Below are 11,813 nucleotides of genomic sequence, written 5' to 3'. Positions count from 1 at the left end.
GGTGACCTGGCGCGGGTTGGGGACGCCCGGCGTGGCGATACCCCCCAGGGCGGCCGGACCCGGGAGCATCGGGGCAGCAGGAATTCGACGAGAGGGTGGGGCATGGACGCCATCGGCGTGGACATCGGCGGCACGAAGATCGCGGCAGGGGTGGTGGACGACGCCGGGGTCGTGCGCGCGCAGCGGCGCTACGACACCGACCCGACCGACCCGGTCGCCATCGAGAGCGCCGTGATCCGCGCCGTGAACGAGCTGCGCGCCGAGCACCAGGTCGCCGCCGTCGGCGTGGCCGCCGCCGGCTACGTCAGCCCGCAGCGGGACGGGATGGTGTTCGCGCCGAACATCGCCTGGCGCGACTACCCGCTGCGCGAGCGGCTCGCCCCCGGCATCGACCTGCCCATCGTCATCGAGAACGACGCCAACGCCGCCGGCTGGGCCGAGTTCCGCTTCGGCCGCGGCCGCCACGCCGAGAGCATGGTCATGCTCACCGTGGGCACCGGGCTCGGCGGCGCGATCATCGTCGACGGCCGGCTCCTGCGAGGGGCGTTCGGGGCCGCCGGGGAGATCGGCCACATGCAGATGGTGCCCAGCGGCCGCTACTGCGGCTGCGGGCACGAGGGCTGCTGGGAGATGTACGGCTCGGGCCGGGCGCTGACCCGCGCCGCCCGGGCGGCCGCCGTCGCCTACCCCGACCGCGCCCGGGCGATCATCGAGCTCGCCGGCGGGCCCGGGCAGAAGATCAAGGGCCCGCACGTCACGCAGGCCGCGCAGGCGGGCGACCCGCTGGCGATCGAGCTGCTCGCGGAGCTGGGCGCCTGGCTCGGCGCCGGCATCTCCGACCTCGCCGCGATCGTCGACCCGGAGATGGCGGTCATCGGCGGCGGCGTCGCCGAGGCCGGGGCCCTCCTCCTCGAACCGGCGCGGGAGTCCTTCAACCGCCACCTCACCGCCCGCGGCTTCCGGGGCGAGCTGACGATCCACCTGGCCGAGCTGGGCAACGAGGCGGGGATCGTGGGGGCCGCGGACCTCGCGCGCACCTGACCGGCCCCCGGCGAGCGGGGCGTCAGACGACCGCGCCGCCGGAGGGGTCGTGGTCGTCGTCGCGCCCGTCGGGCATGCGCCACAGCAGCAGCCCGACCCCGCCGAGCAGCGTCAGGCCGAGGACGGCGAGCATGCCGGTGGGCACCGGGCGCCACACGAGCGACAGCACGATGCCGACCAGCACCGAGCCCAGCGCGGCGACCCAGCCGAGGGTCAGGGCCGGGTCGGCGTGCGTGAGCGGCTCGGGGTCGGGCGGCTCGTAGCCCTCGTCGTCCTCCTCGGCGGGGGAGTAGTCACGCGGGCCGGGCGGCTGGGCCGACGGCGGCCCGCTCGGGCCCGTCGAGAGCGCGGGGGGCGCGTCGGGTGCGCCGTCGCCGGCGTCCCGGTCCGCGCCCGCCGGACGGGCACCGGCGCCGTCGTCGCCCGTGCCCGGGAACCCGCTGCCCGGGCGGTTCTGGGGCGCCCCGCCGGCGGTGTCCGGGCTGGTGCCGACGGGCCCGGCGCGCCCGTCGTCGTCCATCTCCGCGGGTACGTGGAGCTCCCCGAGCGAGGCCGTGAGCTCGGCCCAGCGCGCGGCGACCGTGTCGTCGTCGAGCGAGTTCGAGTCGCCGTCACGGGTAGGTCCTGCCATAACGAGCACTCTAGAGTGAGGACGGATGCCGCAGGCAGTGCGGTCGGCGGCTTGCGGCCCAGTGCGGAGGGTGACCAGAAGTGTTCTACCGGTTCATGAAGGCGACGCTGGGCACGATCCTGCGGGTCTTCTACCAGCCGTGGATCCGCGGCGCGGAGAACATTCCCGGCTCGGGCCCGGCCATCCTGGCCTCGAACCACCTCGCGGTCATCGACTCCTTCTTCCTGCCGCTGATGATCAGCCGGGAGGTCGTCTTCCTCGGCAAGCAGGACTACTTCACCGGCCGGGGCCTCAAGGGCCGGTTCGTCGCCGCGTTCATGCGCGGGGTGGGCACCATCCCGGTGGACCGCTCCGGCGGCAAGGCCTCCGAGGCCGCGCTGCACACCGGGCTGCGCCGGCTGCGTCAGGGCGGCCTGTTCGGGATCTACCCCGAGGGCACCCGCAGCCCCGACGGGCGGCTCTACCGCGGCAAGACGGGGGTGGCCCGCCTGGCCCTGGAGTCCGGTGCCCCCGTCATCCCGGTGGCGATGATCGACACCAACGTCGCCCAGCCCATCGGCAAGCGCATCCCCAAGCTGCACCGCATCGGCATCGTCGTCGGCCAGCCGCTGGACTTCAGCCGCTACCGCGGGCTGGAGAACGACCGCTTCGTGCTGCGCGCCATCACCGACGAGATCATGTACGAGCTCATGCGCCTGTCGGGGCAGGAGTACGTCGACATCTACGCGGCGACGATGAAGACGCGCCTGGCGGCGGCGAAGAAGGAGCCGGGCAAGAAGCAGGACGCCGTGGCCGCGGCGGCCGCGGCCGCGCCGGTCGGCGCCCCCGGCGGGCGGCCGGTGCCCGAGGTCACAGTGCCCGTCCCGGCGGACGGCGAGCTCGGCGCCGAGGCCGGGACGACGCCGGAGCCCGGCGCGACAGCGCCGGCGGAACGCCCCGCCGCCCAGGACAGCACGGACGCCCGGCTGAGCACCGGCCCGGACGTCCCGGCGGGCGCCCCATAGGATGGAGGCAGGTCGGGCAGCGGCCCGATCAGGCCGCGGCCGGACGCCGCGGCGACGCCCCTTGCCATGAACGAGAGGTTCTCGATGTCGGTCCGTCGTGTCGCCCTGCTCACCGCGGGAGGCTTCGCCCCCTGCCTGTCCTCCGCCGTCGGCGGCCTCATCGAGCGCTACACGGCGATCGCCCCCGAGGTCGAGATCATCGCCTACCAGCACGGCTACCACGGCCTGCTCACGGGCACCTCCGTCGTCGTCGACGACGAGGCGCGCCGCCACGCGGGGATCCTGCACCGGTTCGGCGGCAGCCCCATCGGCAACTCCCGCGTCAAGCTCACCAACGCCAAGGACCTGGTCGAGCGCGGGCTCGTCAAGGAGGGCGAGGACCCGCTCAAGGTCGCGGCCGACCAGCTGCGCGCCGACGGCGTCGACGTGCTGCACACCATCGGCGGCGACGACACCAACACGACCGCGGCGGACCTGGCCGCCTACCTCGAGGACAACGGCTACCACCTCACCGTGGTCGGCCTGCCCAAGACCATCGACAACGACATCATCCCCATCCGCCAGTCCCTCGGCGCCTGGACCGCGGCGGAGGAGGCCAGCGAGTTCGCGCAGAACATCATCGGCGAGCACCGGGTCAACCCGCGCATGCTCATCGTCCACGAGGTGATGGGCCGGCACTGCGGGTGGCTGACGGCGGCCGCCGCGCGCGCCTACCGCCGCTGGCTCGACACCCAGGAGTGGGTGCCCAGCATCGGGCTGAGCCGGGAGCGCTGGGACATCCACGCGGTGTTCCTGCCCGAGATGACCATCGGCATCGACGGCGAGGCCGACCGGCTGCGCAGCGTCATGGACCGCCAGGGCAACGTCAACATCTTCCTGTCCGAGGGCGCCGGCGTGCCGGAGATCGTCGCCGAGCTCGAGGCCAAGGGGGAGGACGTCCAGCGCGACCCGTTCGGCCACGTGAAGCTCGACACCATCAACCCCGGCGCCTGGTTCGCCAAGCAGTTCGCCGAGAAGATCGGCGCCGAGAAGGTCATGGTGCAGAAGTCCGGGTACTTCTCCCGCTCCTCGCGCGCCAACGCCGAGGACCTGCGCCTCATCCAGTCCATGACGGACCTGGCCGTCGAGTGCGCGCTGCGCGGCGAGTCCGGCGTCATCGGTCACGACGAGGAGGACGGCGACCGCCTCAAGGCCGTTCCGTTCCCGCGCATCGCCGGCGGCAAGGCGTTCGACATCGACCAGGACTGGTTCCGCGACCTCATGGGCAGCATCGGCCAGGACGTCCGGGCGGCGGCCGCCGCGCACTGACGCCCCCCGCCCCCGCCCGACGGCGCCCCACCCGAGACGGGTGGGGCGCCGTCGTTCCCGGGGGATGGACGCGGTCCGGGGCACGCCCGCGGGCGACCTATCCTTGCCCGGTGAGCATCGAGGCAACTGACGAGGTTCTGGCCGGGCTGGAGCACTGGCGCGCGATGCCGGCGGCGCACCAGCCGACCTGGCCCGACGCCGACGCGCTGGAGGCCGTCACCAGCGAGCTGCGCGAGTGGCCCCCGCTCGTCTTCGCCGGCGAGGCGGACAGCCTGCGCCAGAAGATGGCCGCCGCGGCCCGCGGCGAGGCGTTCGTCCTCCAGGGCGGCGACTGCGCCGAGACCTTCGCGGAGTCCACCGCGGACCGGATCCGCAACAAGATCCGCACCATCCTGCAGATGGCCGCCGTGCTCACCTACGGGGCGTCGGTGCCCGTGGTCAAGCTGGGCCGGATGGCCGGGCAGTACGCCAAGCCCCGCAGCAGCGACCTCGAGACCCGCGACGGGGTGACGCTGCCGGTCTACCGCGGCGACGCGGTCAACGGCCACGCCTTCACCGCCGCCTCGCGCACCCCGGACCCCGAGCGGCTGCTGCGCGCGTACCACCACTCCGCCACCACCATCAACCTCATCCGGGCCTTCACCCAGGGCGGGTACGCCGACCTGCGGCTGGTGCACGACTGGAACCGCGGGTTCATGTCCAACCCCGCCTACGCCCGCTACGAGGTGCTCGCCGCGGAGATCGACCGCGCGATGCGGTTCATGGACGCCGCGGGGGTGGACTTCGAGGCCCTCAAGACGGTGGACTTCTACTCCTCCCACGAGGCGCTGCTGCTCGACTACGAGGCCGCCCTCACCCGGATCGACTCGCGCACCGGCGACCCGTACAACACCTCGGCGCACTTCCTGTGGATCGGGGAGCGCACCCGCCAGGCCGACGGCGCCCACGTGGACCTGCTCTCCCGCGTGCGCAACCCCATCGGTGTCAAGCTCGGCCCCACCACCAGCGGGGACGACGCGCTGGCCCTCATGGACAAGCTCAACCCCGAGGGCGAGCCCGGCCGGCTGACGTTCATCACCCGCATGGGCGCCGGCAGGATCCGCGACGTGCTGCCGGGCCTGGTCGAGCGGGTCACCGCCGACGGCCGCCCGGTGACCTGGGTGTGCGACCCGATGCACGGCAACACCATCACCTCCCCGTCGGGGTACAAGACCCGCGAGCTCGCCACGATCCTCGACGAGGTGCGCGGGTTCTTCGAGGTCCACCAGGCGCTGGGCACCGTGCCGGGCGGGCTGCACGTCGAGCTGACCGGCGACGACGTCACCGAGGTGCTCGGCGGCAGCGAGGAGGTCGACGACGCCGCCCTGGCCAGCCGGTACGAGACCCTCGTGGACCCGCGGCTCAACCACCAGCAGTCGCTGGAGATGGCCTTCGACGTCGCCGAGATGCTCCGCGGCCACTAGGTAGCCGTGCGCGACGACGACGTCACGTCCCTGCCCGCCGACCGGCACCTGCCGCCGGGGCAGCGGCCCGTGTCGCCCGCCCCGGTGATGCACTACGGGCCGGTGCCGCGGCGGCGGCCCGAGCGGTGGCGCTTCACGGTGGGCGGGGCCAGCGAGGACGGCGCCGAGCAGGTCTTCACCTTCGCGGAGGTCACCGCCCTGCCGCGGCACGAGGTGGTCGCCGACCTGCACTGCGCCACCGGCTGGTCGTCGGTGGACGAGCGGTGGTCGGGGATCCTCGCCCGCGACGTCGTCGAGCTCGCGCCCCCGCGCCCCGACGTCGAGCACGTCCTCGTGTTCGCCGAGTACGGCTACAGCGCCACGGTGCGCCTGGAGGACCTCGTCTCGGCCCGCACGCTGCTGGCCACCCACCGCGACGGCGCCGAGCTGAGCGACGAGCGCGGCGGGCCGCTGCGCCTGATCGTCCCGCACCTGTACTCCTGGAAGGGCCCGAAGTGGCTGCGGGGGTGGAACTACCTCACCGAGGTTGAGCGCGGGTTCTGGGAGGAGCGGGGCTACCACCTGCGCGGCGACGCCTGGCGCGAGGAGCGCTACTCCTACCAGGAGTGACGCCGCCGCCGGCTCACGTCACGGCGCCGGCCTCGCCACCGGGACCGGCCTCGCCACCGGGACCGGCCTCGCCACCGGGACCGGCCTCGCCACCGGGACCGGCCTCGCCACCGGGACCGGCCTCGCCACCGGGACCGTGAACCGGTCAGGGCCTACACGACGGTGAGCTTGACGAGCCCTCCGCGGGGGAGCATGGTCCCGGCGGCCGGGTCCTGCGCCCGGACCGTGCCGAAGAAGCCACCGAGCACCTCGTGGACCTCGACCGTGAACCCGGCGCCCTCGAGCGCTGACCGGGCCTCGCGCACCTGCTGGCCGACGACGTCGGGGACCGCGAAGAGCTCGGGCCCCTTGGAGACCACCAGGGCGACGGCGTCGCCGCGGTAGAGCTGGGCGCTGCCTGCCGTCGGCGCCTGGCTGATGACCGTGCCCGCGGGGACGCTGTCGGAGAACTGCTCGGTGACGTCCCCGACCGTCAGGCCGGCGCCCTCGAGGGCGGCCGCGGCCTCGTCGCGGGTACTGCCGGTGACGTCGGGCAGGTCGACGGGCTGGCGCCCGGCGGAGACGACGAGGTCGACCGCGGTGGTGTGCGGCACCACCTCGCCGGCGCCGGGGGAGGAGGAGATGACGGTGCCCTTGGCGACGGTGTCGTGGTACTCCTCGCGTACCTCGCCGAGCGGCAGCCCGGCCTTGTCGAGCGCGGCCTGGGCGTCGGCCTGGGACTTGCCGGCGACCTCGGGCACCTCGAGGGTGAGGATGCCCTCGGACACCGAGATGTTCACCTCGCCGCCCTTGCGCACCTGGTCGCCGGCGCGGGGGTCGGTGCTGATGACCTGCCCCTCGGGAACGGTGTCGTGGTGCGTGCGGGCCACGACCGGGACGAGCTCGGCGTCCTTGATCGCGGCGACCGCCTGGTCCTCGCTGCGGCCGACGACGTCGGGGGCGGGCACGGTGGCCCCGGGCCCGACCTGGAACCACCACAGCGCCCCGGCGCCGGCGGCGAGGAGCAGGACCAGCAGCGCGACGAGCAGGCGCGGCCACGCGCGCCGGCGCCGGCGCTCCGGCGCCGCGGTGGGCTCCGGAGCGGGGCCGATCGCACCGATCGGCAGGGCGACCGTGCCGTGTCCGGGGCGCACCTCGGTGGCGCGGGTGGCGTCGGGGTCGGCGGAGGCCGGCGCGCCGGCCGGGGCGTCCGCCCGGCGGGCGAGGACGGCGGGGTCGAGCGCGTCGAGCGTGCGGCGCGCGAGCGCCAGCGCGGCGCCGGCGTCCTGCGGGCGCTCGTCGGCGTCGCGCGCGGTCAGCGCGGCGACCAGCTCGTCGACCTCGACCGGCAGCCAGGGCACCGCCGTCGACGGGGCGGGCACGGCCGAGTTGACGTGCTGGAAGGCCACCTGGATGGGGGCCTCGCCGGTGAAGGGCTGGGTCCCCGTGATGAGCTCGTAGAGCAGCACGCCGACGGCGTAGACGTCGGCACGCAGGTCCGCGCGCCCGTCGGTGACGATCTCGGGGGCGAGGTAGGCGACGGTGCCCAGCACGGTGCCGGTGGTGGCCGCCGTCGCCTCGGTCACGGCCCGCGCCAGGCCGAAGTCGGCCACCTTGGCGCGGCCCTCCGGGGTGAGCAGGACGTTCTCGGGCTTGATGTCGCGGTGCACGAGCCCCGCGCGGTGGGCGCTGGCCAGGGCGTCGAGGACCTGCTCGACGAGGCGGAGCGCCTCGCCCAGCGGCAGCGGGCCCCGCTCGCGCAGCACGGTGCGCAGGTTGGGGCCGTCGACGTACTCCATCGTCAGGTAGCTGGCCTCGCCCGCCAGGCCCTGGTCGTGCACGGCCACGACGCCGGGGTGGCTCAGCCGGGCCGCGGCGCGGGCCTCGCGGCGGAAGCGGGCCACGAAGTCGGGGCTCTCGGCCAGGTGGGGGTGCATGACCTTCACCGCCACGGTCCGCTCCAGCCGGCGGTCCACCGCGCGGTAGACGGTCGCCATGCCACCGCGGGCGATGCGTGCGGTCACCTCGTACCGGTCGTCGACCAGCTGGCCGATCATCGGATCGAGGGCGGTGGTATCCACAGGCGAAGCCTACTTGGCCGGGTCGGGCGATCTCCGGCGCCGGGCCGTGTCGTTGCCAACAGGCGCCGGGGGCATCGGCGCCGCGACCGGCCGCCGCGGGGTGCCCCGGCGGCCGTCAGAACCGGGCCATGTGGGCGCGCACCGCCGCGACGTAACGCTGGGTGTCGGGGTACATCCCGTTGCGCTTCACCGACGCCGCGCCCTGGTAGTAGCCGGCGATCGCCGCATCCGTGTCCGGGCTGATCCGCCCGAGCTGGCGGATGATCGCCACCCCGGCGACGACGTTGTCGTAGGGGTCGAGCAGGTCGAGCGGGCGACCGACCAGCTGGGAGGCCCAGGCGCCGGCGGAGGGGATGACCTGCATCGTCCCGACCGCGTTGGCGGGGGAGACCGCGGTGTGGTTGAAGCCGGACTCCTGGAAGGCGTGCGCCTGGGCCAGGGCGGGGTCGACCCCCATGGCCCGCGCCACCTGGGCCACGGTCGCCTGCATCGTGGCCCGCGAGGGCACCCCGCGCGCCAGGAGCGCCGCCTTGTTGGCGTTCGCGGCGTTCACGGTCGCGTCCGGGTAGGTGCGCCCGGCGAACGTGCTCCCCACCAGCCGCGCGCTGGGGGCGGCGCCGCCCGGGACCTTCAGCGTCTGCCCCGCGTAGATGCGCCCGTCGGCACCCAGCCCGTTGGCTGCGACGACGGCGCCCACGGTGGTGCCCCAGCTCCGGGCCAGGGCGGTGACGGTGTCCCCGGCGCGCACCCGGTAGCTGCCCGAGGACGTGGCGGGCGTGGCGGCGGACGCCGCGCCACCGGGGATCTGCAGGGTCTGGCCGATGTAGATGAGGCCGCGCCGGTCGAGGCCGTTGGCCTGGATCAGCGCGGCCACCGTGGTGCCGTAGCGCTTGGCCACGCCGGACGCGGTCTCCCCGGCGGCGACCCGGTGGGTGCCGGCCGTGGCGCCCGCGGGGGTGCCCGTCGACGACGCCGCGGAGGGGATCCGCAGCATCTGGCCGGCGCGGATGCGCGCCGTGGCGTCGAGGCCGTTGGCGGCGACGATCGCGGCCACCGACGTGCCGGTGCGCCGCGCGATGTGCGTCACGGTGTCGCCGGGGCGGACCTGGTAGGTCATCTGCGGAGCCGCGGCGGGCAGGCTCGTCCCGAGGGCCGCCGGGAGACCGGCGGCCGGGGCGGTGGCCCGTGCGAGCGCCCCGGGGCCGGTCGTGGGCAGTGCCGCGCCGCGGTGCAACGGGGCGGGCGCGGGTGCGGCGTGCGCGTGCCCGGCCGGCACGGCGACGCCGACGGCCGTGGCGGCGGCGAGGGCCAGGCCCATGCCTGCGCGGCTCGCCCGGGCGGGGGCCTTGCGGGTTCTCTCGGCCTTCGACATCGAGCCTCCATGGGACGTGCGGGACGGAGCCGGCGCGCGGCCCAGCCTGGACGGGCGGTACGGGCGATGTTGCTGGTGTGGCGGAAGTGACGGTAGCGACACCAGTGGCCCGCGACAACCGGTTCAGCGGCGCAACGTCTTAGGCTGGACAGATGTCTGCTGCCCCTCACGAGCCCGCGGCCTGGTACTCGGTGCCGGAGGTCGCCGAGCTGCTCGGCCTCCGCCAGCGCGACGTGCGAGCCATGCTCAAGGAGCGGCGCCTGCTCGCCGTCCCGCACGGTCCCAACGCGGCCGCCTCGATACCGGCGGAGCTGCTCGTCCGGTCCGGCGAGGGCGACCGCCCGGCGGTGCTCGCGTCCCTGCAGGGCACCCTCACGCTCCTCGCCGACTCCGGGTACGACGACGTCGAGTCGCTGCGCTGGCTCTACGCGCCCAACGACGAGCTCGGCACGACGCCGATCCACGCCCTGCGCGAGGGCAACACCCACGCGGTGCGCCGGGCGGCGCTGTCGCTGGCGTTCTGAGCGAGCAGGCGCACTCGCCGGCGTTCTGAGGAAGCCGGCGCTCCCGCCGCCGTGGTGCGTCAGGCGGCGCGCGTCGTCAGCGCGTCGGCGAGCTCCTCGAGCCGGGCGGTCGCGGCGGCCGGGAGCGCGGCGGCGTGCAGGGCGGCGATCCCCGCCTCGCGCCGCTGGGCGATGAGCGCCTCGTGCGCGTCGAGGGCGCCGGTGGCGCGCATGACCTGCTGGAACTCCGCCACCTCCGCCGCCGTGAGGTCCGGCCGGCCCACCCGGGCGCGCAGCCGCTCCCGCTCGGCGTGGTCGGCGCGGCCCATCGTCATGGCCAGCAGCACGGTCCGCTTGCCCTCCCGCAGGTCGTCCCCGGCGGGCTTGCCGGTCACCGCCGGGTCGCCGAAGACGCCCAGCTCGTCGTCGCGCAGCTGGAAGGCCTCGCCCAGGGGCAGCCCGACGGCGCTGAGCGCGGCCAGCAGGGTGTCGTCCGCGCCGCCGAGCGCCGCGCCGAGGAGCAGGGGGTGCTCCACCGAGTAGCGGGCGGACTTGTGGCGGACCACCTGCAGCGCCCGCTGGACCGCGGCGTCGGCGTCGTTGCCCCAGGGCATGTCCTGGGAGCGGATGTCGAGGTACTGGCCCAGCGCCACCTCCGCCGTCATGACGTCGTAGATCTCCCGGGCCCGCAGACCCGCCGCGGGGGCGACCAGTGCGCGCGCCCGCTCGAACTCCATCGCGGAGACCGCGAGGAGCAGGTCACCGAGCACGATGGCCGCGGCCTGGCCGTAGTCGTCGGGGCTGCCGAGCCAGTCCTGGGCGGCGTGCTCGGCGGCGAAGGTGCGGTGGGCCGCCGGCAGGCCGCGGCGGGTCAGGGAGCCGTCGATGACGTCGTCGTGCACGAGGGCGGTGGCCTGGAACAGCTCGATCGCGGACCCGGCCAGCACGACGGGCCGCAGGGCGGTGGCGTCCGCGGCGCCCCCGGCCGCCAGCCACCCCGCCGCGCACAGCTGCGCGCGGAGCCGCTTGCCCCCGCCCAGCAGGCTGCGCGCCGGGGCCAGGAAGTCGAGCAGCGGGGCGCCGGCCTCGGCGAAGTGGGCGGTGTGCTCGTCCAGGGCGGCGACCACCCGCTCGGAGACGCGGTCGCGGACGTCGGCGGGGGAGGCAGGCATGGCACGAGCCTACGGGCGCGGCACCGCGGGGCCAGAATCCGCGAGGCCTGTCCACAGGCCGCCAGCGGGCGGCGGGACGGACGCGGTGCGATGAGACATGGACAAGACCAGGATCCGCCTGCGCGAGCCGCGTGACCTCATCGCCTACGTGCCCTACCGGCTCGGCTTCCACCCCGAGCGCTCGGTCGTGCTTCTCGGCCTGACCCCCAACGCCGCCGGGCGCGGTGAGACCGGCCTGATCGCGCGGGCCGACATCGCCCACCTCGCCCATCCCCACGCCGGCCCGGCCGTCGCCGCCACCATCGCCGACGCCATGCGGCGCGACGGCGCCCGCGACGTCGCGGCCGTGGTCTACACCGACCTGCCCCAGGCCGCGCGGGCGGACGACGCCGCGCTCGGCGCCGCCCTCGCCACCATCGAGGCGGCGCTGGACTGGGTGCGCCTCGCCCCCTGGGTCGTCGGCCCGGACGGCTGGGGACATCTCGACTGCGGCTGCTGCCCGCCCGGGGGCCGGCCGCTGGCCGAGCTCGAGGCCTCGGCGGCGGCCGCCGCCCTCGTCCTCGAGGGCCTGGCCGCGGCGCCGCGGCGCGCGGACCTGGGCGTCTCCCGGCTGCCGGACGGGCCCGCCCGGCGCACCGCGGCCCGCGCGG

The 11,813-nt window shown here is 75.5% G+C and carries 11 protein-coding genes; 7 read left to right on the top strand and 4 right to left on the bottom strand.

What is annotated here, in order from left to right; translation table 11 throughout:
• Positions 1–102 precede the first annotated feature (102 nt).
• Positions 103–1,041 (top strand): ROK family glucokinase, encoded by a 939-nt coding sequence (locus GD970_RS02680; RefSeq protein WP_152200464.1) that lies wholly within the window; start codon positions 103–105, stop codon positions 1,039–1,041.
• Between the two features lie 22 nt (positions 1,042–1,063).
• On the opposite strand, the gene GD970_RS02675 is transcribed toward GD970_RS02680, so the two are convergent.
• Positions 1,064–1,672: a hypothetical protein gene (locus GD970_RS02675; protein WP_152200462.1), complete on the bottom strand. Its 609-nt coding sequence runs from the start codon at positions 1,670–1,672 to the stop codon at positions 1,064–1,066.
• 95 nt (positions 1,673–1,767) lie between these two features.
• Between GD970_RS02675 and GD970_RS02670 the strand changes: the two genes are divergently transcribed.
• The 4 genes from GD970_RS02670 to GD970_RS02655 all read left to right on the top strand — a co-directional run bounded on the left by GD970_RS02670 (position 1,768) and on the right by GD970_RS02655 (position 6,056).
• Positions 1,768–2,676: a lysophospholipid acyltransferase family protein gene (locus tag GD970_RS02670; protein WP_193314872.1), complete on the top strand. Its 909-nt coding sequence runs from the start codon at positions 1,768–1,770 to the stop codon at positions 2,674–2,676.
• Positions 2,677–2,760: 84 nt separating this feature from the next.
• Complete coding sequence (locus GD970_RS02665; protein ID WP_152200458.1) at positions 2,761–3,984, top strand: pyrophosphate--fructose-6-phosphate 1-phosphotransferase; 1,224 nt, start codon at positions 2,761–2,763, stop codon at positions 3,982–3,984.
• A 110-nt stretch (positions 3,985–4,094) separates the two neighbouring features.
• The gene (locus GD970_RS02660; protein ID WP_152200456.1) at positions 4,095–5,447 is read left to right on the top strand and encodes a class II 3-deoxy-7-phosphoheptulonate synthase; all 1,353 of its coding nucleotides are present in this window, start codon (positions 4,095–4,097) and stop codon (positions 5,445–5,447) included.
• Positions 5,448–5,534: 87 nt separating this feature from the next.
• Positions 5,535–6,056 carry a molybdopterin-dependent oxidoreductase gene (locus tag GD970_RS02655; protein ID WP_152200719.1) on the top strand — a complete coding sequence of 174 codons (522 nt, stop codon included), beginning with the start codon at positions 5,535–5,537 and terminating at the stop codon, positions 6,054–6,056.
• Positions 6,057–6,208: 152 nt separating this feature from the next.
• On the opposite strand, the gene pknB is transcribed toward GD970_RS02655, so the two are convergent.
• Positions 6,209–8,092 (bottom strand): Stk1 family PASTA domain-containing Ser/Thr kinase, encoded by a 1,884-nt coding sequence (gene pknB / locus GD970_RS02650; RefSeq protein WP_152200717.1) that lies wholly within the window; start codon positions 8,090–8,092, stop codon positions 6,209–6,211.
• A 139-nt stretch (positions 8,093–8,231) separates the two neighbouring features.
• Complete coding sequence (locus GD970_RS02645; protein ID WP_226925102.1) at positions 8,232–9,488, bottom strand: lytic transglycosylase; 1,257 nt, start codon at positions 9,486–9,488, stop codon at positions 8,232–8,234.
• 152 nt (positions 9,489–9,640) lie between these two features.
• On the opposite strand from GD970_RS02645, the gene GD970_RS02640 reads away from it, so the two are divergent.
• Positions 9,641–10,012: an Rv2175c family DNA-binding protein gene (locus GD970_RS02640; protein WP_152200454.1), complete on the top strand. Its 372-nt coding sequence runs from the start codon at positions 9,641–9,643 to the stop codon at positions 10,010–10,012.
• A 59-nt stretch (positions 10,013–10,071) separates the two neighbouring features.
• On the opposite strand, the gene GD970_RS02635 is transcribed toward GD970_RS02640, so the two are convergent.
• Entirely contained in the window at positions 10,072–11,163 is a 1,092-nt protein-coding gene (locus tag GD970_RS02635) for a polyprenyl synthetase family protein (protein WP_152200451.1), read from the bottom strand.
• A gap of 97 nt (positions 11,164–11,260) precedes the next feature.
• On the opposite strand from GD970_RS02635, the gene GD970_RS02630 reads away from it, so the two are divergent.
• Positions 11,261–11,813 (top strand): DUF4192 family protein (locus GD970_RS02630; RefSeq protein WP_152200448.1); only part of this gene is annotated, 553 nt, incomplete at its 3' end.

The sequence above is a fragment of the Georgenia thermotolerans genome (assembly GCF_009193185.1).
GTDB lineage: Bacteria > Actinomycetota > Actinomycetes > Actinomycetales > Actinomycetaceae > Georgenia > Georgenia thermotolerans.
The sequence above is the reverse complement of the archived record's forward strand: the minus strand, read 5'-3'. Positions and strand labels throughout refer to the sequence as shown.

What these genes read in the sequence shown, in the direction of transcription:
- GD970_RS02635 (WP_152200451.1), bottom strand. Translation starts at nt 11,163, where the DNA reads ATGCCTGCCTCCCCCGCCGACGTCCGCGACCGCGTCTCCGAGCGGGTG.
- GD970_RS02665 (WP_152200458.1), top strand. Translation starts at nt 2,761, where the DNA reads ATGTCGGTCCGTCGTGTCGCCCTGCTCACCGCGGGAGGCTTCGCCCCC.
- GD970_RS02670 (WP_193314872.1), top strand. Translation starts at nt 1,768, where the DNA reads ATGAAGGCGACGCTGGGCACGATCCTGCGGGTCTTCTACCAGCCGTGG.
- GD970_RS02640 (WP_152200454.1), top strand. Translation starts at nt 9,641, where the DNA reads ATGTCTGCTGCCCCTCACGAGCCCGCGGCCTGGTACTCGGTGCCGGAG.
- GD970_RS02675 (WP_152200462.1), bottom strand. Translation starts at nt 1,672, where the DNA reads ATGGCAGGACCTACCCGTGACGGCGACTCGAACTCGCTCGACGACGAC.
- GD970_RS02655 (WP_152200719.1), top strand. Translation starts at nt 5,535, where the DNA reads ATGCACTACGGGCCGGTGCCGCGGCGGCGGCCCGAGCGGTGGCGCTTC.
- GD970_RS02680 (WP_152200464.1), top strand. Translation starts at nt 103, where the DNA reads ATGGACGCCATCGGCGTGGACATCGGCGGCACGAAGATCGCGGCAGGG.
- pknB (WP_152200717.1), bottom strand. Translation starts at nt 8,092, where the DNA reads ATGATCGGCCAGCTGGTCGACGACCGGTACGAGGTGACCGCACGCATC.
- GD970_RS02645 (WP_226925102.1), bottom strand. Translation starts at nt 9,488, where the DNA reads ATGTCGAAGGCCGAGAGAACCCGCAAGGCCCCCGCCCGGGCGAGCCGC.